Genomic DNA, 19,891 nt, shown 5'->3' with positions numbered 1-19,891 from the left:
GACCAGGGCCGCCCCAAGGGCGGCTGCGCCCCCTTTGAGGGCAGCGTCGACACGTCCGTGCAGAGCGTGGGGGCGTCATCAGCCTGCGCTCTGCAGGGCCAGGCCCGCGTGCTCTCGCAGCGGATGGAAGTGGATCTTGGGAAAACGCTCCTGCGCCAGCCGCACGTCATAGGGCGAGGTGCACAGGTAGGCGAGCGTGTCGGCCGCGTCGCGCGCCATGCGCGCCGGGTACGCGTCGGTGAAGGCGCGCAGCTCGGCCGGCGTGTCGGCCGTGATCCAGCGCGCACCGGTGTACTGGCAGCCTTCCAGCCGCACGTCCGCGTCGTACTCGGTCTTCAGGCGGTGCTGCACCACCTCGAACTGCAGCTGTCCGACCGCGCCCAGCAGCATCGGCCCGCCCACTTCGGGCCGGAACACCTGGATCGCGCCTTCCTCGCCGAGCTGCGCCAGGCCCTGCTGCAGCTGTTTGGTCCGCAGCGGATTCTTCAGGATCACGGTCATGAACAGCTCGGGCGCGAAGAAGGGCAGGCCGGTGAACTGCAGGCTTGCACCGTCGGTGATCGTGTCGCCCAGCTGCACGCCGCCATGCGTCGTGAAGCCCACGATGTCGCCGGCGTAGGCCTCCTCGACGGCCTCGCGGCGCTGGCTCATGAAAGTCACGACGCTGGTCGGGCGCAGTTCCTTCGATGTGCGCTGCACCTTGAGCTTCATGCCGGGCGTGTACTTGCCCGAGGCCATGCGCACGAAGGCGATGCGGTCACGGTGGTTGGCGTCCATGTTGGCCTGCACCTTGAACACCACGCCGGCGAAGTCCTTGTCCTCGGGCTGGATCTCTTTCACCACGGGCTGGCGGTTGACCATGGTGGTGCTGGTGCGCGAACGCGGCGAAGGCGCGAGGTCGACCAGCGCCTCGAGTACTTCCATCACGCCGAAGTTGTTCACGCCGGAGCCAAAGAACACGGGCGTCTGCTTGCCTGCCAGGAAGGCCTCGCGGTCCCAACTCGGCGAGGCGCCCGTGGCGAGCTCCATGCTTTCCATGGCGCTCTCGAAATCGGTGCCGAAGCGCCGGGTCAGCGTGTCGCGCTCGGTCAGCGCAAGCGTCTCGAAGTCTTGCGGCAGTCGTTCGCTGCCGGACTCGAACACCGTCATGGCCTGCGTGCGCAGGTTCATGATGCCGCGAAAGGTCTTGCCCTGGCCCACGGGCCAGGTCATCGGCACGCAGGGCATGCCGAGTTCGCGCTCCACCTCGTCGAGGATGTCGAGCGGCTCGCGCACCTCGCGGTCCATCTTGTTGACGAAGGTGATGATGGGCGTGTCGCGCTGGCGGCAGACCTCGATCAGCCGGCGCGTCTGCGCCTCCACGCCGTTGGCCGCGTCGATCACCATCAGGGCCGAGTCGACCGCGGTCAGCACGCGGTAGGTGTCCTCCGAGAAGTCCTTGTGGCCGGGCGTGTCCAGCAGGTTGATCACGTGGTCGCGGTACATCATCTGCATGACCGACGAGGCCACCGAGATGCCGCGCTGCTTCTCGATCTCCATCCAGTCGGAGGTGGCATGGCGCGAGGCCTTGCGCGCCTTCACCGAGCCGGCGATCTGGATCGCGCCGGAGAACAGCAGCAGCTTCTCGGTCAGCGTGGTCTTGCCCGCGTCCGGGTGGGAAATGATCGCGAAAGTGCGGCGGCGACGGGTTTCGGAGGCGAAGGACATGGGGGTGAACGCGGTGCACGCTCACGGGCGCGGCTGGTCGGCAAAGCCCATGATTTTAGCGAGAGCGGTTCACATCAGGGGCCAGGAGGGCGCCGCTTCGAAAGGCTTTGATTGTGGGCACGGATTTTGGGGATGCAGTTCAAGGCGAACTGCAAGCAGACAGGCTGGCGCTAAAATGCCGCCTTCCGAGGAGCGTTGCAGCGCCGCCAGGCGTGAGGCTCGGACCACACATCGCAACCACGCTCAACCGCTGTTCTCGCGGGTGAGCCCGTTCCGCCAGGACCCCGAAAGCAGCGGCCTCACTCAAACTTGTTTGGAGTCCTCATGAGCGCCGTTCTCAAAGCTTCCCCGGTGTCCACTGCCGACCAGGCGATCGCCGACCTGTCCCTTGCCGCCTGGGGCCGCAAGGAAATCAAGATCGCCGAAACCGAAATGCCCGGCCTGATGGCCATCCGCGAAGAATTCGCCAAGAGCCAGCCGCTGAAGGGTGCACGCATCACCGGCTCGCTGCACATGACGATCCAGACCGCGGTGCTGATCGAGACGCTGCAGGCGCTGGGTGCGACCGTGCGCTGGGCGTCTTGCAACATCTTCTCGACGCAGGATCACGCGGCCGCCGCGATCGCTGCCGCCGGCACGCCGGTCTTCGCGGTCAAGGGAGAGTCGCTGGAGGATTACTGGGACTACACCCATCGCATCTTCGACTTCGGCCAGAAAGGCGCTGCCGGCGAAGGCCCGAACATGATCCTCGACGACGGCGGCGACGCCACGCTGCTGATGCACCTGGGCCAGAAGGCCGAGAAGGACCAGGGCGTGCTGGCGAACCCGACCAGCGACGAGGAGCGCATCCTTTACGCCGCGATCAAGGCCAAGCTGGCCGTCGACCCCACCTGGTACACCCGCAAGTCGGCCGAGATCATCGGCGTGACCGAGGAGACCACCACCGGCGTGCACCGCCTCAACGAAATGGCCGCCAAGGGCACGCTGCTGTTCCGCGCCATCAACGTGAACGACTCGGTAACCAAGAGCAAGTTCGACAACCTCTACGGTTGCCGCGAGTCGCTGGTGGACGGCATCAAGCGCGCGACCGACGTGATGATCGCCGGCAAGGTGGCGGTGGTGGCAGGCTACGGCGACGTTGGCAAGGGCTCGGCCCAGGCGCTGCGCGCGCTCAGCGCCCAGGTGTGGGTGACCGAGATCGACCCCATCAACGCGCTGCAGGCAGCGATGGAAGGCTACCGCGTCGTCACCATGGAATATGCCGCCGACAAGGCGGACATCTTCGTCACGACTACCGGCAACAAGGACGTCATCACGCACGCCCACATGGTGGCGATGAAGGACCAGGCGATCGTCTGCAACATCGGCCACTTCGACAACGAGATCGAGGTCGCCTCGCTCGAGAAGTACGAGTGGGAAGAGATCAAGCCGCAGGTCGACCATGTGATCTTCCCGGACGGCAAGCGCATCATCCTGCTGGCCAAGGGCCGGCTGGTGAACCTGGGCTGCGGCACCGGGCATCCGAGCTATGTGATGAGCTCTTCCTTCGCCAACCAGACGATCGCGCAGATCGAGCTCTTCACCAAGCCCGACGCCTACCAGGCCGGGAAGGTCTACGTCCTGCCCAAGCACCTGGACGAGAAGGTCGCGCGGCTGCAGCTGTCAAAGCTCAGGGCCGAACTCACCGTGCTGACGGACGCGCAGGCCGCGTACATCGGCGTGAACAAGAACGGTCCCTACAAGCCGGACAGCTACCGCTATTGAGCGGAGGCCGCGCAATACCGTGCGCGCCGATCAGTTGCTCGTCGAACGCGGCCTGGCTGCTTCCCGTTCGCAGGCCGCGCGCTTGATCGCAGGGGGCCTGCGTTGGCGGGACGGTGCGTGCTGGCGCACGGTGGGCAAGAACGGCGAGGACCTGCCGAAGGATGCGGAGCTCGAGCTGCTCGACCCCGCCGAAGCGCGTTATGTCTCGCGAGGCGGGCTCAAGCTCGAGGGAGCGCTGGCCGCGGCCGGCATCGAGGTGCGCGGTAGGCGCTGCCTCGACGTCGGCCAGTCGACCGGCGGCTTCACCGACTGCCTGCTGCAGCAAGGGGCTGCGCACGTGGTGGGCGTAGACGTCGGGCACGGCCAGCTGCATCCGCGGCTGCGCGAAGATGCGCGCGTCACCGCGGTCGAGGGCGTGAATGCGCGCGTGCTCGATGCCTCGGCCTGGGACGCGGCAGCGCCGGCGGCGCCGCAGTTCGACCTGATCGTCGGCGATTTGTCCTTCATCTCGCTCACGCTTGTGCTGCCTGCCCTGGTTCCTCTGCTCGCCGCGACAGGCGAACTCCTGATGCTGGTCAAGCCTCAATTCGAATTGCAGCCAGGCCAGGTCGGCAAGGGCGGTATCGTGCGCGATGCCTCGCTCTATCCGGTGGTCGAGCAGCGCCTGCGCGCGGCCTGCGATGCGCTCGGCCTGCAAGTGCGGGGCTGGTTCGACAGTCCGATCGCAGGTGGTGACGGCAACCGCGAATTCTTCATTCATGCCGCTTTTGCGAGCGGCCCACCAGGAGCCGGCCGTGCGCCTTCCGTTGAGCTTTGAATTCTTTCCGCCCAAGACGCCCGAAGGTGCGGTCAAGCTGCGCGCGGTGCGCCAGCAGCTCTATGTACAGCGACCCGAATTCTGCTCGGTGACCTATGGGGCTGGCGGTTCGACGCACGAGGGCACCTTCGGCACGGTGCGCGAGATCCTCGGCGAGGGGGTCGACGCCGCCTGCCATTTCTCCTGTATCGGCGCCACTCGCACGACCGTGCGCGAGCAGCTGAAAGAGCTCAAGGCCATGGGCGTCAAGCGCCTGGTGGCGCTGCGCGGGGACCTGCCCAGCGGCTACGGCATGGGGGGCGAATTCCACTATGCGAGCGACCTGGTCGGCTTCATTCGCGAGGAGACCGGCCGCGATTTCCGTATCGAGGTCGCGTGCTATCCCGAAGTGCATCCGCAAGCGCGCTCGCCCGAGGCCGACCTGCAGGCCTTCGCCGCGAAGGTGCGCGCGGGGGCCGACGCCGCGATCACGCAGTACTTCTTCAGTCCGGAGGCGTATTTCAGGTTCGTCGAAGAGGCGCGCAAGCTCGGACTCGATACCCCGATCGTCCCGGGCATCATGCCGATCACCAGCTCCACCCAGCTGATGCGCTTCTCCGATGCCTGCGGCGCCGAGATCCCCCGCTGGATCCGGCTGCGGCTGCAGGGCTTCGGCGACGACACCGCCTCGATCAAGGCCTTCGGCCTCGACGTGGTGACCGAGCTGTGCGCGCGGCTGGCGAGCGGCGGCGCGCCGGCCATGCACTTCTACACCATGAACCAGTCGGCGGCGACGCTCGCGTTGCTGGAGCGGCTGGGCTGGAAAGGATGAGCGGGCTGCGGCTCGCAAAAGGAATTGCGCTGGTCCTGGCGGCCGCTGCGCTGGCCGCTTGCACCACGCAGCAGCCCGCGCCGCCTCCCGCGCCGACCTCTTCGAACGGCGAAAGCGGCACCGGCCTGCGCCCTTTGGCCCGCCAGCCTGCGCTGCCGCCCGGTGCACCGCCGCGCTCCCAGGTGCCTTCGGTGCGCTACGACCTTGCGGTGTCGGGCGCGGCCGAGGACGACGGCGTGCCTGGAGACACAGGGCCGCGCGAGATCTTCGAGCGCGGCGGCGCCTCCTGGTACGGCATCCAGTTTCATCAGCGCAAGACCGCCAACGGCGAGCGCTTCGACATGACGGCCATGACCGCGGCCCACCGGACGCTGCCCTTCAACACCCGCGTCTGCGTGCGCAGCCTGGTCAACGGCCGCGAGGTGCTGGTTCGTATCAACGACCGCGGGCCCTATTCGGCCGGCCGCATCATCGACCTCAGCCGCGCTGCGGCGGATGCACTGGACATGCTCGGGCTGGGGATCAAGCAGGTGGCTTTGTCGATCATCGACAAGAACAGCACGCGTTGCGGTGATACGGAAATCGATCCCGTCGCGAGCGATGCGCCGCCGCCGGAAGCCAAGGCAGCGAAGCCCGCCGCGAACCCGTCGTCCCGACGACGGATCCGAGAGGTGCCGCCGCGCTTGCGGCGCTGAAGATCGCGGCTCAGCCGCCGCTGTCGAGCGAGAAGGCAGCGTGGCGGTCCTGCGCGAGCCGCTGCGCCATCTGGGGCAGGGCGGCTTCGAGCTGGGCCTTCAGCGTAAAAGGCGGGTTGATGAGGAACATGCCGCTCGCGGGCAGCCCCGGACGGTGCTGGACGCCGGAGGCGTCGGTCAGGATCTTGCTCGACTTGACGGTCAAGGTGGCGTGCAGCCAGGGCTTGCCGGCCCTGGTGGCCAGCGTCTTGAGCCGGCGCGGCAGATCGTGCGCCTCGGGCCGTGGAATGATCGGGTGCCAGATCGCATAGGTGCCCGTCGCGAAGCGCTTGAGCGCCTCGGCGATGAAGTCAAGCACCCGTGCGTAGTCGCTCTTGATCTCGTAGCTGGGATCGCAGAGCACCAGCGCCCGACGCGAAGGTGGCGGCAGGAACTTGGTGGCGCTGCCGAACCCGTCGTCGCGCAGCACCGCGATCTGGCGGCCGGCCTCGAGCTGGGCGATGTTGGCACCTAGAGTGCGCGCGTCGGTGGGATGCAGTTCGAAGAGCTTGAGCTTGTCGTGCTCGCGCAGCAGGTGATGGACGATGAAGGGCGAGCCCGGGTAGATGCGCGCGCCGCCCTTTGGATTGAAAGCTCGTATGACTGCAAGATAGCGCGCCAGGGCATCGGCGAGCGGCGCCTCGTCGGGCTTGGGCTTGGCTGTGTCCGAGAGCAGCCGCAGCACCCCTTCAGCGGCCTCGCCGCTGGTGCCGGCGTAGTCGCCGTCAAGGCGGTACAGCCCGGCGCCAGCGTGCGTGTCTACCACCGTGAGCGGGGTGTCCTTCTCGACCAGGTGCTCGAGCGCAGCGATCAGCACCGTGTGCTTGAGCACGTCGGCGTGATTGCCGGCATGGAAGGCGTGGCGGTAGCTGAACATGGAGGCATGGTAACTGCCCTGGGTCTTCCAGGGCCCGCTGCGGACCAATCTTTGTATAATCGTGGGCTTCGCAGCGTTTTGTGGCCCCGCGGCGGAGCATGACCCCACCTAAGAGATTCCCGACAGAGGAACGCCGACCGTGGAAAAGGGCCCGCCAAACCACTTTCCCTTCAAGGAAAACTCATGACCAAAACGTTCAGCGCCAAGCCCGCTGACGTGACGCACGAGTGGTTTGTGATTGACGCGACCGACAAGGTCCTCGGACGAGTAGCCAGCGAAGTTGCTCTCCGTCTACGCGGCAAACACAAGGCCATTTACACGCCTCACGTCGATACCGGTGACTTCATCGTCATCATCAACGCAGCCCAGCTGCGTGTCACCGGCGCCAAGCCGCTTGACAAGGTCTACTACCGCCATTCGGGCTACCCCGGCGGCATCACGGCCACCAACTTCCGCGACATGCAAGCCAAGCATCCCGGCCGCGCCCTGGAAAAGGCGGTCAAGGGCATGCTGCCCAAGGGTCCGCTCGGTTACGCCATGATCAAGAAACTCAAGGTGTACGGCGGTGCAGAGCATCCGCACACCGCCCAACAGCCCAAAGTGCTGGAACTCTAAGGAGCCTTGAGAATGATTGGTGAATGGAACAATGGCACCGGCCGTCGCAAATCGAGCGTCGCCCGCGTGTTTCTGAAAAAAGGCTCCGGCAAGATCACGGTCAACGGCAAGGACATCACTGAGTTCTTCGGCCGCGAAACCTCGATCATGATTGCCAAGCAACCGCTTTTCCTGACCGACAACGTCGAAAGCTTCGACATCATGGTCAATGTGGCGGGTGGCGGCGAATCGGGCCAGGCGGGCGCCACGCGCCACGGCATCACCCGTGCGCTGATCGACTATGACGCCTCGCTGAAGCCGGTGTTGAGCCAGGCCGGTTTCGTGACTCGCGACGCCCGCGAGGTGGAGCGCAAGAAGGTCGGTCTGCATTCCGCACGCCGCCGCAAGCAGTTCTCGAAGCGCTGATCGGTCCGCCGATTGCCTTGGGCTTATGGCCCGTACTGCCAAAAAGCCGCCTTCGGGCGGCTTTTTGGTTATTGCAGTAGCATTCTTCGGTTGGCCGCCCCGTTCGGCCCCTCCACAGGAGTTCTCCAGTTATGAGCGCCGTTGCTGAAAATATTCAAACCCAGATGCCCGAGCCGATCATCTTCACCGACAGCGCGGCCGCCAAGGTGGCCGACCTGATCGCCGAGGAGGGCAACCCCGATCTCAAGCTGCGCGTCTTCGTCCAAGGCGGTGGCTGCTCGGGCTTCCAGTACGGCTTCACCTTCGACGAGATCGTGAACGAGGACGACACGACGATGACCAAGAATGGCGTGTCGCTGTTGATCGATGCCATGAGCTACCAATACCTTGTCGGCGCCGAGATCGACTACAAGGAAGACCTGCAAGGAGCCCAGTTCGTGATCAAGAACCCGAACGCCACCAGCACTTGCGGCTGCGGGTCCAGCTTCTCGGCCTGATGCATTGTTAGCTGCGCAAGCAAAAAGCCGCCTTCGGGCGGCTTTTTGCTGCGCGTCGTTCTCCCCATGAGCAACTCCGTTTCCACGCGCACGAGTCTGCTGTGGTTGGTCGCCGTCGGCTTCTTCATGCAGACGCTGGACGCCACCATCATCAACACCGCGCTGCCGGCCATGGCCGCGAGCCTGGGCGAGAGCCCGCTGAGGATGCAGTCGGTGGTCGTGGCTTATTCGCTGACCATGGCGATGCTGATCCCGGCCTCCGGCTGGATCGCCGACCGCTTCGGAACCCGGCGCGTATTCTTCTCGGCCATCGTGCTCTTCGTGCTCGGCTCGGTGGCCTGCGCGTTGTCGCGCAGCATCGGCCCGCTGGTGGCTGCCCGGGTGCTGCAGGGGCTCGGCGGCGCGCTTCTGCTGCCGGTAGGGCGGCTGGCGCTGCTGCGCACGGTGCCGCGCGCGGAGTTCCTGGCCGCCATGAGTTTTGTCGCGATTCCGGGGCTGATCGGGCCACTCCTGGGCCCCACGCTCGGCGGTTGGCTGGTGCAGTACGCCTCCTGGCACTGGATCTTCTTGATCAACGTGCCCGTCGGCCTGGCGGGCTGCCTCGCCACACTCAGGCTGATGCCGGACCTGCGGGCGGTGCAGCAGCGGCCTTTCGACGGCGCAGGCTACGCCATGCTAGCCTTCGGCATGGTCGCCGTCTCGCTGGCACTCGATGGTGTTTCAGGACTGGGCCTGCGCCAGGCTGGCGTGCTGCTGCTGCTTGTGTTCGGCTTTGCCAGCATCACTGCCTACTGGCTGCATGCGCTTCGCCGGCCGGACCCCCTCTTCGACCCTTCGCTCTTCGGCATTCCGACACTCGGCATCGGCCTGCTGGGTAACCTGTTCTCGCGCCTGGGCAGCAGTTGCATGCCCTTCCTGGTTCCCCTGCTGCTGCAGGTGTCGATGGGCTACACACCGCTCAGGGCCGGGCTGATGATGCTGCCGATCGCGCTCGCCGGCATGGCGATGAAGCGGGCCGCTGCGCCGCTGATCACCCGCTTTGGCTATCGCCGCGTGCTGGTGGTCAATACCGCGCTGGTCGGGCTCACCATGGCCAGCTTCGGCCTGGCAGCGCCGACGCAGCCGCTCGCAATGCACGTCTTGCAACTGCTGGCTTTCGGTGCCGTCAATTCGCTGCAGTTCACGGCGATGAACACAGTGACCTTGCGCGACCTCAGCGAAGGAATGGCGAGCAGCGGCAACAGCCTCCTGTCGATGGTGCAGATGCTGGCGATGAGCCTGGGTGTCGCGGGTGCCAGCGCAGTGTTGGCAGGGTACACCGATGTATTTGGCAGCCTCGATGCACTGGCCACGCTGCATGCTTTCCAGGCGACCTTTGCGAGCATGGGGCTCATCACCGTGGCCTCGGCCTTGATTTTCTGGCATCTGCCGCCGCACGCAAGGGCAGTCCAACCCGAGCAGCCCGAGGTCTCGGGCCAGCACTAATGGCAATTCAAGCGGGGTAGATCGCGCCCAGCACACGGGCCCCGCGCGCGCCCGTGACGCTCGCGAGGTTACCGGGTTCCCGGCGCATCGTGCTGCGCGCCAGCCATGCAAAGGCGGCCGCTTCGACCTGCTGGGGCGGCAGGCCGAGCTCGGCAGAGGAGAGCACCTGCACCGCAGGCAGCAGGGCTCGCAAGCGGCCCATCAGGTGCTCGTTGAGCGCACCGCCGCCGCAGATGACCAGCAGGCGGATGTCCTTGCCATGGCGCTGCAGCTCGGTGGCGCACACCTGCGCCGTCAGTTCGGCCAGCGTGGCCTGCACATCAGCCGGTTGCGCTTCAGCGCCCGCCAGGCAGGCGGCCAGCCAAGTCGGGTTGAACAGGTCGCGGCCGGTGCTCTTGGGCGGTGGTTTGGTGAAGTAGGCGTCCGTCAGGCACCTTGAGAGCAGCTCGGGCAGCACGCGACCCGTTGCCGCCCAGCGTCCGCCAGTATCAAAAGGCTGGCCGATGTGACTCTGGCACCAGTGGTCGAGGAGTGCGTTGCCGGGGCCGCAGTCGAAGCCCAGGACCGTTCCGCTGCCGGCCGGCAGCAGACTCAGATTGGAAATGCCCCCGATATTGAGTACCGCCACCGCCTCCTCGTCGCGCGCGAACAGCGCCCGGTGGAAACCAGGCACCAGCGGCGCGCCCTGGCCCCCGGCCGCGAGGTCACGGCTGCGGAAGTCGGCCACGACGCAGATGCCAGTGAGCTCCGCAAGCAGCGAGGGGTTGTTGATCTGCAGGGTATAGCCGAGATCATCGAATTCGCCGGGCCGGTGCCGCACGGTTTGCCCGTGCGCGCCGATGGCGGCCACGGCCACGGGCGCGGTGCCGGTGTCGGCGAGCAACTGCTCGACCACCTCGGCATAGACCCGTGCAAGACCGTTTCCAGCCAAGGCCGCGCGATGCAACTCGTTGTCGCCGCCGAGGGAGTTGAGCGCCAACAGCTCGGCGCGCAGCGAAACCGGAAAGCTCGCCACTGCGTGGGCCCGCACTGCGATGCGCCCCCCGGAGAAGTCGGCCAGGACACCGTCGACGCCGTCGAGCGAGGTGCCGGACATCAGGCCGATGAAGAGCTCTTCAGCCATGCCGGAGGGGCGAGCGCTCAGTCGGCGCTGGCCTGGACAACGGAGAACGCTGCGGCCAGTTCGGTGCGGGTCGCGACTGCCAAACGGTCGAACGAAGGTCGCGCAGCCGGCGAGATTGGCGCCCCGCTGTCCTGCTGGGCGATGGTCGTGGGATCGTGGTACTCGCCGTTGATCCGGAACTCGAAGTGCAGGTGCGGGCCGGTCGCCCAGCCGGTCGAGCCGACGGCGCCCAACGTCTGGCCCTGAGTCAGGGTCTGGCCGGCCTTCACGTCGATGCGGCTGAGGTGCGCATAGGCCGTCTGCTGGTTGTTTCGGTGGTTCACGATCACGATGTTGCCGTACCCGCTCTGCGTACCTGCGAACTCCACGGTTCCGTCGCCGACGGTGCGCACCGCCGTGCCGGTCGGGGCCGCGTAGTCGACGCCATTGTGCTGGCGCCAGGTGTTGAGGATGGGGTGCATGCGGCTTGCGAAACCGCTCGATACGCGCGTGAACTCGACCGGAAAGTTCAGGTATGCGCGGCGCAAGCTGTCGCCATTGGGACGGTAGTAAGCGCCCTTCTGGCCGGGTTCCTGAAACCACAGCGCCTGGTGGAGCTTGCCGTTGGTCTCGAACTCTGCGGACAGCACGCGGCCGCTGCGCAGCGTTTGGCCATCGGCGTCGAAGGTCTCGTAGACGACCGCGAAACGGTCGCCCTTGCGCAGCGAACGGAAGTCGACGTCGCCGGAGAAGATGTCCGCCAGCTGGCTCGCGACGGAATCGGGAATGCGCGCATCGTCGGTCGCCGCGAAAAGAGAGCTGCGGACGATGCCGCTGGCGAGCCGGGTGCCCGGGGTCAAGGCATCGGTTTCGGTACGGGCGTGAAAGCCACCGCCGACTTTTTCGATCACCAGGCGCTTGAAGCCGCCGTCGCCGTCAGGCATCCAGCGGGCGCTGAGCTTCTGCAACGTGTTGTCTTGGCTGGCTTCGGCCGTCACAGTGCGGCCCGCGCGGCCGAGCAGTGCCACGCGCGCCTCGGGATTGCCGCGCACGAAGGCCGCCGCCGCATCGTCCGCAATGCCCAGGCGCCGCAGCAGCGCCTCGGCGGTGTCGCTCGAGCGGGTGATCTCCGTGCGAAAGAGGGTGAAGCCGTGGGTATCGAGCGCTTCCAGCTGGTTCTCGAAAGCCAGCGGCTTGACCGTCTCGAACACCTGCTTCACGGGCAGTTCGGACGCATCAGGACCGAGCGAAGCGACAGCGAAGGCACCGCCGCCGGCGGACAGCAGCAGGGCAGCAATGGCCGCCGTGATCTGCCGGGGGTATGTCCGGAATGTGTGAGCCAGCCGGGAAGCAAGCGCTTCTTCGGCGGCCAAGATGCCGTTGATCAAAACTACGAATTCCAGCTCAGGTTCTGCAAATCCGCGCTGCGAGAAGCCGTGTCAGACGGGCGGCAGGGCGGAGCGGAAAAAGCGCCGCTTAGAATCCGGCGCTTGAAAAAGTCGGGGCAAGTATAGCTTCGGACATACGAAAAACTGCCGCAAATAGCCATGAAACCGGGTTTTGTTACAACCACAAGTCTGTCAGAAGGTGTAGGACGAGCCCTCGAAGTTTCACTTCGTGGCACCGATGAACTCTTGCCTCAGGACGAGTGGGTAAAGAAGCTCGAACGCTCGGAGTCCACCGGCCGCCCCTTGCGCATCAAGCTCGGGCTCGATCCGACGGCGCCAGACATCCACATCGGACACACCGTGGTGCTCAACAAGATGCGCCAGTTGCAGGATCTGGGCCATACGGTGATCTTCCTGATCGGTGACTTCACGACCACCATCGGCGACCCTTCGGGCCGCAACAGCACCCGCCCTCCACTTTCGCGCGAGCAGATCGAGGCCAACGCGCAGACCTACTACCGCCAGGCCAGCCTGGTGCTGGACCCCTCGAAGACCGAGATTCGTTACAACTCCGAGTGGAGTGACCCGTTGGGCGCACGCGGAATGATCCAGCTGGCAGCGAAGTACACGGTCGCGCGCATGATGGAGCGCGACGACTTCAGCAAGCGCTTCAAGGCCGGGCAGTCGATTTCGGTGCATGAATTCCTCTACCCGCTGATGCAGGGTTACGACTCTGTGGCGCTCAAATCCGACCTCGAGCTGGGCGGCACTGACCAGAAATTCAACCTGCTGGTCGGCCGCCATCTGCAGCAGGAATACGGCCAGGAGCCGCAGTGCATCCTCACGATGCCGTTGCTCGAGGGGCTGGACGGCATCGAGAAGATGTCGAAAAGCAAGAACAACTACATCGGCATCAGCGAGGACGCCAACACCATGTTCGCCAAGGTGCTGTCGATCTCGGACGAGCTCATGTGGCGCTGGTACACGCTGCTGTCCTTCCGCTCGCTGGCAGAAATTGCGGCGTTGAAGGCCGAAGTCGATGGCGGCCGCAACCCGAAGGATGCAAAGGTCGCGCTGGCCAAGGAGATCACCGCCCGCTTCCACAGCACTGCTGCGGCGGAAGCGGCGGAGCAGGACTTCATCAACCGCAGCAAGGGCGGCGTGCCGGACGAGATTCCAGAGGTTTCGCTTTCGGGCGCCCCGTTGGGCATTGCGCAACTGCTCAAGCAGACGGGCCTGGCGCCGTCGACTTCGGAGGGCAACCGCTTGATCGACGGCGGCGGGGTGCGGGTGGACTCCGGCGTGGTCGTCGACAAGGGGCTCAAGCTGGCCCCTGGTACTTACGTCGTGCAGGTCGGCAAGCGGAAGTTCGCGCGCGTCACGCTCAGCTGACGGCTGCGGTTCCTAGCGGACGTCGATGGTGACTCGACGGTTGCGCGGCTCTTCGACCTCGTCGGCCGTCCGGATCGCCAGGTCGCGCTCGCCGCGGCCCACCACCTCGATCCGATGGGCGGGGAAGCCTTGCGCCAGGAACACTTGCCTGACCTGCTCGGCCCGGCGCCGCGACAGTTCGTCGTTGCGCGCCGAGGAGCCGAGCGTGTCGGTGTGCCCCGTCACCACGATCTCGCCGCCGCTGCGCGCGAGCGCCGCCTTGAGAGCGTCGTTCATCGCGATCTGCGAAGAGCCGGTGAGGACCAGGCCGCCGACATCGAAGTACACGGTGTAGTTCAGCACCGGCTCCGGCATCATTTCGAAGAGCGCCTTGTGCTCGGTCTGCAGGCGGGCCGAATCGACCTGGTCGATCACCGGCGCGCCGCGGTTCCTGGCGGTCGCACGCTGATAAGGCTGGGACAGCGTCCGTTCGTCGTCATTGTTGGCACGCACGACGACGGCCGAGGCCGAGCCGTCTGCCTGTGGCAGCAGGATCACGCGCGTGGTGAATGGCGCAGCGCAGGCTGCGAGCAGCGCGGCCGACAGTGCGGCGGCGAGAACGGCGGGGCGGGGCTGCACCATCACTGCGCGGCGTCCGCCTCCACGATGAAATCCGTGCCGCGGATGCCGATCGTGGCGGTCTGGGTCTCCACGCGCACTGCATCGGGCTGGGTCTTGCCGATCAGCCCGGTGACCATGCGCAGCGAGCCGCGCAGCAGCGACACCAGCAGGCCGCCATCGCGCGTCGTCGAATCAAAATGGAACTGCTTGAGATCGAGCCTCGACGAGGGCCCGACGACCAGCGTCGTGCCGTCGCGCAGCACCAGGCTGGCGGCAGAGTCGGCATCCGTCTGGAGACGATCGATCGGTGCGATGGGATCGCCGGCCTGGGCCGGCCGTGCACTGCCGTCGGCGCCCAGCAGCAGAACCTTGCCGCGCACGGACTTGAGGATGCCGGCGTGCTCGGCGGCGGCGGACGGTACGCCAGGCCCTGCGGAGGATGCTGGCGTGGTCTGTGCGAGCGCACCGGCGCTGAACAAGAGAAGGCCACACAGCATCGTGGCAAGGCATTTGTCATTCATTTTGTACAGCAAGAAATTCTCGATTGGCCAGAAGATGGTACGCGAGCGCGCGGCGCGTACGAACCGAACCTCAGAACCTCATAATTGGCGTCCCGCTGCGGCGCCTGTCTGATTGCTTCTTGTCGTTCCTGGTTCCCTCTTCATTGTCCGGGGCGTTGAGCCCGAAGCTGCTGCTGCGCATCTCGATCGCGGTCGCGCTGGCCACCATTGTGCTGAAGGGCGCGGCCGGCTGGCTGACCAATTCCATGGGGCTGATCTCCGACGCCATGGAGTCCTTCGTGAACCTGGCCAGCGCGATGTTCGCGCTGGCGATGGTCACGATCGCGGCGCGCCCGGCCGATGCGGACCATCCGTACGGCCATCACAAGGCCGAGTATTTCTCCTCCGGCTTCGAAGGCGTCCTGATCATCGCGGCGGCCGCGGCCATCGTGTGGGCGGCCATCGTCCGCCTGCTCTCGCCCGAGCCGTTGCAGCAATTGGGCTGGGGCCTGGTGCTGTCGGTGCTCAGCTCCGCGCTGAATGCGGCGTTGGCCTTCGCGCTGTTCCGCGCGGCGCGCACCCACCGCTCCATAGCGCTCGAAGCGGATGCGAAGCACCTCGTGGCGGACGTATGGACCTCGGCCGGGGTGCTGGTCGGCATCGTCGCGGTCGGACTGACGGGGTGGCTCTGGCTCGACCCCCTGCTCGCGATCGGCGTGGCGCTCAACATCGCGCGCGAGGGTGTGAAGCTGGTCTGGCGCTCCTCGCAGGGCCTGATGGACGAGGCGCTCGACCCCGAGTCGCAGGCGCAGCTGCATGCCGCGCTGGAGCATTTTGCTGCCAGCGTGCCCGAAGGCCGGGAACTGCGTTTCGACGACATCGCCACCCGCCGCGCCGGCCAGCGCCGCTTCGCCGACCTGCACATGCATGTACCCGGCGAATGGCCGCTGCAGCGCGCCGCGGACCTGCGCGACGCGGTCGAGCAGGCCCTGATGGATGCCGTGCCCGGGCTGCGCGTGACCATCCAGCTGCTGCCGCTGGGCATGGAGGCCCGCGCCACGCAGATCGAGGAGACCCCCCTGTGAAGGCATTGCTGCAGCGCGTGGCCGAGGCGCGCGTCGACATCGCGGGCCGCACCGTCGGCGCCGTGGGGCCCGGCCTGCTGGTGCTGCTGTGCGCCGAACGCGGCGATGGCGAGGCGCAGGCGGACAGGATGCTGGCGAAGATCCTCAGGCTGCGCATCTTTTCGGACGAGGCCGGCAAGATGAACCGCAGCGTGCAGGACACGGGCGGCGGACTGCTGGTGGTCAGCCAGTTCACGCTGGCGGCCGATGCCAGTGGCGGCAACCGGCCCAGCTTCACCCAGGCTGCGCCGCCTGACGAGGGGCGGCGGCTCTACACGTATTTCGTCGCCCAGGCGCGGGCGGCGCATCCGGTGGTCGCCACCGGGGAATTCGGCGCGGACATGCAGGTGCGGCTGGTGAACGACGGACCAGTCACCATCCCGCTGCAGATTGCATAGTCAATAGGGATTCTTGATCCCGAGGCGCGCAAGGATCTCGATCTCGCGCGCCTCCATCGCCTGGGCGTCAGCCTCGCCGGTCTCGTGGTCCCAGCCCTGCGCGTGCAGCGTGCCGTGCACCAGCAGGTGCGCGTAGTGCGCGGCGAGGGTCTTGCGCTGATCCTTCGCCTCGCGCGCGACGACCGGCGCGCACAGCACCAGGTCGGCCAGGACAACCGGTCGCTGCGCGTAGTCGAAGGTCAGCACGTTCGTCGCGTAGTCCTTGCCGCGGAACTCTCGGTTGAGCTGCTGGCCTTCCTCGGCATCGACGATGCGCACCGTGATCTCGCCATCGGCCTCGAGGGCATGCCGGATCCAGCGCGCGACACGGTGCCGCGGCAGCGCGGCGCGATGGCGCGCCACCTCGCGAAAGCGCGCGAACTGGAGCGACAGCGACAAGCCGGCCAGCGCCATCAGCGCGTGCCTGCGCGCTTTCGCGCGCCGTCGTAGGCGTCGATGATGCGAGCCACGAGTGGATGCCGCACCACGTCCGCACTGGTGAAATGCGTGATGGCGATGCCGTTGACCCGCCTGAGCACACGCTCGGCATCGATGAGGCCGCTCAGCTGGGCCTTGGGCAGGTCGATCTGGCTGACGTCGCCGGTGACCACCGCCTTGGCGCCGAAGCCGATGCGCGTGAGGAACATCTTCATCTGCTCGGGCGTGGTGTTCTGGGCCTCGTCGAGGATCACGAAGGCATTGTTGAGCGTGCGCCCGCGCATGAAGGCCAGCGGCGCAATCTCCAGCGCGTTGCGCTCGAACGCCTTCTGCACGCGGTCGAAGCCCATCAGGTCGTAGAGCGCGTCGTACAGCGGACGCAAGTAGGGATCGACCTTCTGCGTCAGGTCGCCCGGCAGGAAGCCGAGCCGCTCGCCGGCCTCCACGGCCGGTCGCGTGAGCACGATGCGCTGCACCGCGCTGCGTTCCAGCGCATCGACGGCGCTGGCCACGGCCAGGTAGGTCTTGCCGGTACCGGCCGGGCCGATCCCCAGCGTGATGTCGTGCTCGGCGATGTTGTGCAGATAGACGCTCTGGTTGGGCGTGCGCGCGCGCAGGTCGGTACGCCGCGTGGCGAGCTTGACCGCGCCATCCTCGGCCTCGCCCAGCGTGCTGTCGCCCGCGAGCGTGAGCTGCACCACCGCAGCATCGATCGGGCGCTGCGCAATTTCATAGAGCGCCTGCAGGACGTCCATCGCGCGCTGCGCATTTTCCTTGTGGCCTTCGACCTTGAACTGCTCGTGCCGGTGCGCAACCTTGACGTCCAGCGCCTCTTCGATGCGCCGCAGGTGCGCGTCCAGGGGCCCGCAGAGGTGGCTCAGGCGGGTGTTGTTGGGCGGGGCGAAGGTGTGTCGCAGAATCACGCGGATTTCATTTTCAAAAGCGAGAAGGGCACCCATGATAGGCAAACTCACCGGCATCCTGGCCGAGCGCAACCCGCCACAGGTGGTGGTGGACTGCAACGGCGTGGGCTACGAAGTCGACGTGCCGATGAGCACCTTCTACAACCTGCCCTCGGCAGGCGAGCGCGTTTCGTTGCTGACGCACTTCGTGGTCCGCGAGGACGCGCAGATCCTCTACGGCTTCGGCTCCGCAGAGGAGCGCGCTGCCTTCCGCCAGCTGATCAAGATTTCCGGCGTCGGGCCTCGCACGGCACTGGGCTTGCTGAGCGGCATGAGCGTGGGGGAGCTGTCGCAGGCCGTCACGCTGCAGGAGGCAGGGCGGCTGGTGAAGATCCCCGGTATCGGCAAGAAGACGGCCGAGCGTTTGCTGCTGGAGCTCAAGGGCAAGCTCGGTGCCGACATCGGTGCACCCGCGCATGCAGCCACCGATGCGCAGGCCGACATCCTGCAGGCGCTGCTCGCGCTGGGCTACAGCGATCGGGAGGCAGCGGCGGCGCTCAAGGCGCTGCCGAAGGACGTGGGGGTGGGGGAAGGGATCAAGCTCGCGCTGAAGGCGCTTGCAAAGTAACACTAAGACTTGCCGGCCCTCAAGGTGTCCACCCATACCGCAGCGCATGAAAGTAGATCGGCGCCGCGAAGATCACCGAGTCGAGCCGGTCCAGCATGCCGCCGTGGCCCTCGATCATGGTGCCCCAGTCCTTGACGCCGCGGTCCCGCTTGATGGCCGACATCACGAGGCCGCCGAAGAATCCCATCATGCAGATGGTGAGCGCCATCAGCGCCGCCTGCCATGGGTTGAAGGGCGTGGCCCAGTAGAGGGCCGCGCCCAGCGCAGTCGCGCTGGCAACGCCGCCGACCAGGCCTTCCCAGGTCTTGGAAGGCGAGAGTTCGGGCGCCACCTTGCGCCTGCCCAAGAGTTTGCCCCATACGTACTGCAGCACGTCGCTGCCCTGCACCACGATCACGAGGAAGGCGATGAGGAGCAGGTTTCGGCCCTCGAATCCGGGGATCGGCAGCGTCAGCAGTGCCGGCACATGGCTGATGCAGAACACGCACACCATCAGCCCCCACTGCACCTTGGACGTGCGCTCCAGGAAGCGCTTGGTGTCGCCCCCGACCGCGGCGAGGATGGGCAGCACGAGGAAGGCGTAGACCGGAATGAAGATGGCATAGAGCCCGTACCACTCGATCCAGATCAGGAAGTACTGCACCGGCAGCGCGACGAAGAACGCCACCGCGATTGCATGATGGTCGCCGCGGCGCGTGTAGGCCAGGCTCATGAACTCGCGCAGCGCGTAGAAGGAGATCAGGTGGAACAGGACGATGACGCCGCCCTTGCCGAGCGCAAAGGCCAGGCCGATCACCGCGACCATCACCCACCACGCGTTCACGCGCGCGTTGAGGTTGTCGATCACGGCATGGGGCTGGCCTTGCGCGACGCGCCACTTGAGCAGCGCGCCGACGGCCGAGGCGAGGATCAGGACGGCGGCGACGCCGCCGAACAGCATCCAGGTGGCATGAGGGGAGGCAGTCACGGTCACGCAGCCTCCGCGCGGTCGTATTCGGGGCGGAGGTCGAGCATGGCAGCACGAGCGCGCGCGATGAACGCCGCCTTGTCTTCGCCCTCTGCCAGCGCGATCGGCGCGCCATAGCGCACCGTGCAGGCCAGCGGCACCGGCACCAGCGTGCCCTTGGGCAGCACGCGCTTGAGGTTCTCGATCCACACCGGCACCAGCCGCACCTGCGGGCAGGCGCGTGCGAGGTGGTAGAGGCCGCTTTTCAGCGGCAGCAGGACCTCCTCTCCGATGTTGCGGGTGCCCTCGGGGAACATGATCAGCGAGTCTCCGGCCTGCAGCGCCTCGGCCATCTGCTCGACGGGATCGAGGGCTGCCTCGGTGCTGTTCCGCGCGGCGCTGCCGTCGCGCCGGATCATCAGTGCGTTGAACACGTCCCGGCCAATGAAGTGGCGCAGCGCCGAGGCCTCCCAATAGTCCTGCCCCGCCACCGGGCGCGTGAGCGCGCGCAGATCGGGGGGCAGCGTGGCCCACAGCAGCACGAAGTCGCCGTGGCTGGTGTGGTTGGCGAAGTAGAGGGTCTGCTCGGCCTTGGGGCCGGTGCCGCTCCAGATGGCGCGCACGCCGGTCAGCAGCCGGGCGACGAGCACGATCAGCCAGGCCGACACGACGGCGGCCACCTGCCGCGGCAGGCCTGGGGCGGGGGCATTCATGAACAGGGC

22 protein-coding genes and 1 riboswitch are annotated in these 19,891 nt (G+C 66.7%); of the genes, 12 read left to right on the top strand and 10 right to left on the bottom strand.

Annotated elements, in window-relative coordinates; translation table 11 throughout:
- Positions 1 to 78: 78 nt before the first annotated feature.
- Entirely contained in the window at positions 79 to 1,707 is a 1,629-nt protein-coding gene (locus E5CHR_RS26705) for a peptide chain release factor 3 (protein WP_162582744.1), read from the bottom strand.
- Between the two features lie 181 nt (positions 1,708 to 1,888).
- A riboswitch (S-adenosyl-L-homocysteine riboswitch) is annotated at positions 1,889 to 1,959 on the top strand.
- Between the two features lie 72 nt (positions 1,960 to 2,031).
- Here E5CHR_RS26705 and ahcY point away from each other — a divergent pair.
- Genes ahcY through E5CHR_RS26685 form a run of 4 tightly spaced genes read left to right on the top strand, consistent with a single transcriptional unit; the run spans position 2,032 to position 5,794 of the window.
- Positions 2,032 to 3,471, top strand: a complete 1,440-nt coding sequence (gene ahcY, locus E5CHR_RS26700) for an adenosylhomocysteinase (RefSeq protein WP_162582742.1) — start codon at positions 2,032 to 2,034, stop codon at positions 3,469 to 3,471.
- Positions 3,472 to 3,490: 19 nt separating this feature from the next.
- Positions 3,491 to 4,288, top strand: coding sequence for a TlyA family RNA methyltransferase (locus E5CHR_RS26695; protein ID WP_162582740.1), 798 nt, complete (start codon positions 3,491 to 3,493; stop codon positions 4,286 to 4,288).
- Positions 4,266 to 5,099: a methylenetetrahydrofolate reductase [NAD(P)H] gene (gene metF, locus E5CHR_RS26690; RefSeq protein WP_162582738.1), complete on the top strand. Its 834-nt coding sequence runs from the start codon at positions 4,266 to 4,268 to the stop codon at positions 5,097 to 5,099. Before E5CHR_RS26695 ends, metF begins: the two co-directional genes overlap by 23 nt.
- The gene (locus E5CHR_RS26685; protein ID WP_162582736.1) at positions 5,096 to 5,794 is read left to right on the top strand and encodes a septal ring lytic transglycosylase RlpA family protein; all 699 of its coding nucleotides are present in this window, start codon (positions 5,096 to 5,098) and stop codon (positions 5,792 to 5,794) included. Before metF ends, E5CHR_RS26685 begins: the two co-directional genes overlap by 4 nt.
- Positions 5,795 to 5,804: 10 nt before the next feature.
- Here E5CHR_RS26685 and E5CHR_RS26680 read toward each other — a convergent pair whose 3' ends face one another.
- On the bottom strand, positions 5,805 to 6,710 hold the full coding sequence (locus E5CHR_RS26680) for a 23S rRNA (adenine(2030)-N(6))-methyltransferase RlmJ (RefSeq protein WP_162582734.1): 906 nt from the start codon (positions 6,708 to 6,710) through the stop codon (positions 5,805 to 5,807).
- 183 nt (positions 6,711 to 6,893) lie between these two features.
- Between E5CHR_RS26680 and rplM the strand changes: the two genes are divergently transcribed.
- The 4 genes from rplM to mdtD all read left to right on the top strand — a co-directional run bounded on the left by rplM (position 6,894) and on the right by mdtD (position 9,712).
- On the top strand, positions 6,894 to 7,325 hold the full coding sequence (rplM, locus tag E5CHR_RS26675) for a 50S ribosomal protein L13 (protein WP_028249522.1): 432 nt from the start codon (positions 6,894 to 6,896) through the stop codon (positions 7,323 to 7,325).
- A 12-nt stretch (positions 7,326 to 7,337) separates the two neighbouring features.
- Positions 7,338 to 7,730 carry a 30S ribosomal protein S9 gene (gene rpsI / locus E5CHR_RS26670; protein ID WP_162582732.1) on the top strand — a complete coding sequence of 131 codons (393 nt, stop codon included), beginning with the start codon at positions 7,338 to 7,340 and terminating at the stop codon, positions 7,728 to 7,730.
- Between the two features lie 131 nt (positions 7,731 to 7,861).
- Complete coding sequence (erpA, locus tag E5CHR_RS26665; protein ID WP_162582730.1) at positions 7,862 to 8,227, top strand: iron-sulfur cluster insertion protein ErpA; 366 nt, start codon at positions 7,862 to 7,864, stop codon at positions 8,225 to 8,227.
- Positions 8,228 to 8,293: 66 nt separating this feature from the next.
- Positions 8,294 to 9,712 carry a multidrug transporter subunit MdtD gene (gene mdtD, locus E5CHR_RS26660; protein ID WP_162582728.1) on the top strand — a complete coding sequence of 473 codons (1,419 nt, stop codon included), beginning with the start codon at positions 8,294 to 8,296 and terminating at the stop codon, positions 9,710 to 9,712.
- A gap of 7 nt (positions 9,713 to 9,719) precedes the next feature.
- Here the strand turns inward: mdtD and E5CHR_RS26655 are convergent, their stop codons facing one another.
- Complete coding sequence (locus E5CHR_RS26655) at positions 9,720 to 10,835, bottom strand: anhydro-N-acetylmuramic acid kinase (RefSeq protein ID WP_162582726.1); 1,116 nt, start codon at positions 10,833 to 10,835, stop codon at positions 9,720 to 9,722.
- 17 nt (positions 10,836 to 10,852) lie between these two features.
- Positions 10,853 to 12,202 carry a M23 family metallopeptidase gene (locus E5CHR_RS26650; protein WP_162582724.1) on the bottom strand — a complete coding sequence of 450 codons (1,350 nt, stop codon included), beginning with the start codon at positions 12,200 to 12,202 and terminating at the stop codon, positions 10,853 to 10,855.
- 159 nt (positions 12,203 to 12,361) lie between these two features.
- Between E5CHR_RS26650 and tyrS the strand changes: the two genes are divergently transcribed.
- On the top strand, positions 12,362 to 13,594 hold the full coding sequence (tyrS, locus tag E5CHR_RS26645; protein ID WP_162582721.1) for a tyrosine--tRNA ligase: 1,233 nt from the start codon (positions 12,362 to 12,364) through the stop codon (positions 13,592 to 13,594).
- A 12-nt stretch (positions 13,595 to 13,606) separates the two neighbouring features.
- Here tyrS and E5CHR_RS26640 read toward each other — a convergent pair whose 3' ends face one another.
- Complete coding sequence (locus E5CHR_RS26640) at positions 13,607 to 14,215, bottom strand: OmpA family protein (protein ID WP_162582719.1); 609 nt, start codon at positions 14,213 to 14,215, stop codon at positions 13,607 to 13,609.
- On the bottom strand, positions 14,215 to 14,715 hold the full coding sequence (locus E5CHR_RS26635) for a FecR family protein (protein ID WP_174255750.1): 501 nt from the start codon (positions 14,713 to 14,715) through the stop codon (positions 14,215 to 14,217). The genes E5CHR_RS26640 and E5CHR_RS26635 overlap by 1 nt, the downstream gene beginning before the upstream one ends.
- 155 nt (positions 14,716 to 14,870) lie before the next feature.
- Between E5CHR_RS26635 and E5CHR_RS26630 the strand changes: the two genes are divergently transcribed.
- Together E5CHR_RS26630 and dtd are read left to right on the top strand one after the other, a co-directional pair.
- A complete protein-coding gene (locus tag E5CHR_RS26630; RefSeq protein WP_232062201.1) occupies positions 14,871 to 15,779 on the top strand; it encodes a cation diffusion facilitator family transporter in 909 nt (302 codons plus the stop codon).
- Positions 15,776 to 16,216: a D-aminoacyl-tRNA deacylase gene (dtd, locus tag E5CHR_RS26625; RefSeq protein ID WP_162582717.1), complete on the top strand. Its 441-nt coding sequence runs from the start codon at positions 15,776 to 15,778 to the stop codon at positions 16,214 to 16,216. Before E5CHR_RS26630 ends, dtd begins: the two co-directional genes overlap by 4 nt.
- Here the strand turns inward: dtd and ybeY are convergent, their stop codons facing one another.
- Both ybeY and E5CHR_RS26615 read right to left on the bottom strand, forming a co-directional pair.
- Positions 16,217 to 16,669: an rRNA maturation RNase YbeY gene (ybeY, locus tag E5CHR_RS26620; RefSeq protein WP_162582716.1), complete on the bottom strand. Its 453-nt coding sequence runs from the start codon at positions 16,667 to 16,669 to the stop codon at positions 16,217 to 16,219.
- Positions 16,669 to 17,616 (bottom strand): PhoH family protein, encoded by a 948-nt coding sequence (locus E5CHR_RS26615; protein ID WP_162582714.1) that lies wholly within the window; start codon positions 17,614 to 17,616, stop codon positions 16,669 to 16,671. Before E5CHR_RS26615 ends, ybeY begins: the two co-directional genes overlap by 1 nt.
- A gap of 34 nt (positions 17,617 to 17,650) precedes the next feature.
- Here E5CHR_RS26615 and ruvA point away from each other — a divergent pair, with 34 nt between their 5' ends.
- Positions 17,651 to 18,223 (top strand): Holliday junction branch migration protein RuvA, encoded by a 573-nt coding sequence (gene ruvA, locus E5CHR_RS26610; RefSeq protein WP_162582712.1) that lies wholly within the window; start codon positions 17,651 to 17,653, stop codon positions 18,221 to 18,223.
- 19 nt (positions 18,224 to 18,242) lie between these two features.
- Here ruvA and E5CHR_RS26605 read toward each other — a convergent pair whose 3' ends face one another.
- Together E5CHR_RS26605 and E5CHR_RS26600 are read right to left on the bottom strand one after the other, a co-directional pair.
- Positions 18,243 to 19,163, bottom strand: a complete 921-nt coding sequence (locus tag E5CHR_RS26605) for a phosphatidate cytidylyltransferase (RefSeq protein ID WP_162583917.1) — start codon at positions 19,161 to 19,163, stop codon at positions 18,243 to 18,245.
- A gap of 29 nt (positions 19,164 to 19,192) precedes the next feature.
- Positions 19,193 to 19,882 (bottom strand): lysophospholipid acyltransferase family protein, encoded by a 690-nt coding sequence (locus E5CHR_RS26600; RefSeq protein WP_162582710.1) that lies wholly within the window; start codon positions 19,880 to 19,882, stop codon positions 19,193 to 19,195.
- Between the last annotated feature and the right edge of the window lie 9 nt (positions 19,883 to 19,891).

Source organism: Variovorax sp. PBS-H4 (genome assembly GCF_901827205.1).
Classification (GTDB): Bacteria; Pseudomonadota; Gammaproteobacteria; order Burkholderiales; family Burkholderiaceae_C; genus Variovorax.
The sequence above is the reverse complement of the archived record's forward strand: the minus strand, read 5'-3'. Positions and strand labels throughout refer to the sequence as shown.

What these genes read in the sequence shown, in the direction of transcription:
- E5CHR_RS26705 (WP_162582744.1), bottom strand. Translation starts at nt 1,707, where the DNA reads ATGTCCTTCGCCTCCGAAACCCGTCGCCGCCGCACTTTCGCGATCATT.
- ahcY (WP_162582742.1), top strand. Translation starts at nt 2,032, where the DNA reads ATGAGCGCCGTTCTCAAAGCTTCCCCGGTGTCCACTGCCGACCAGGCG.
- E5CHR_RS26685 (WP_162582736.1), top strand. Translation starts at nt 5,096, where the DNA reads ATGAGCGGGCTGCGGCTCGCAAAAGGAATTGCGCTGGTCCTGGCGGCC.
- E5CHR_RS26680 (WP_162582734.1), bottom strand. Translation starts at nt 6,710, where the DNA reads ATGTTCAGCTACCGCCACGCCTTCCATGCCGGCAATCACGCCGACGTG.
- rplM (WP_028249522.1), top strand. Translation starts at nt 6,894, where the DNA reads ATGACCAAAACGTTCAGCGCCAAGCCCGCTGACGTGACGCACGAGTGG.
- rpsI (WP_162582732.1), top strand. Translation starts at nt 7,338, where the DNA reads ATGATTGGTGAATGGAACAATGGCACCGGCCGTCGCAAATCGAGCGTC.
- erpA (WP_162582730.1), top strand. Translation starts at nt 7,862, where the DNA reads ATGAGCGCCGTTGCTGAAAATATTCAAACCCAGATGCCCGAGCCGATC.
- mdtD (WP_162582728.1), top strand. Translation starts at nt 8,294, where the DNA reads ATGAGCAACTCCGTTTCCACGCGCACGAGTCTGCTGTGGTTGGTCGCC.
- E5CHR_RS26655 (WP_162582726.1), bottom strand. Translation starts at nt 10,835, where the DNA reads ATGGCTGAAGAGCTCTTCATCGGCCTGATGTCCGGCACCTCGCTCGAC.
- tyrS (WP_162582721.1), top strand. Translation starts at nt 12,362, where the DNA reads ATGAAACCGGGTTTTGTTACAACCACAAGTCTGTCAGAAGGTGTAGGA.
- E5CHR_RS26640 (WP_162582719.1), bottom strand. Translation starts at nt 14,215, where the DNA reads ATGGTGCAGCCCCGCCCCGCCGTTCTCGCCGCCGCACTGTCGGCCGCG.
- E5CHR_RS26635 (WP_174255750.1), bottom strand. Translation starts at nt 14,715, where the DNA reads ATGAATGACAAATGCCTTGCCACGATGCTGTGTGGCCTTCTCTTGTTC.
- ybeY (WP_162582716.1), bottom strand. Translation starts at nt 16,669, where the DNA reads ATGGCGCTGGCCGGCTTGTCGCTGTCGCTCCAGTTCGCGCGCTTTCGC.
- ruvA (WP_162582712.1), top strand. Translation starts at nt 17,651, where the DNA reads ATGATAGGCAAACTCACCGGCATCCTGGCCGAGCGCAACCCGCCACAG.
- E5CHR_RS26605 (WP_162583917.1), bottom strand. Translation starts at nt 19,163, where the DNA reads ATGCTGTTCGGCGGCGTCGCCGCCGTCCTGATCCTCGCCTCGGCCGTC.
- E5CHR_RS26600 (WP_162582710.1), bottom strand. Translation starts at nt 19,882, where the DNA reads ATGAATGCCCCCGCCCCAGGCCTGCCGCGGCAGGTGGCCGCCGTCGTG.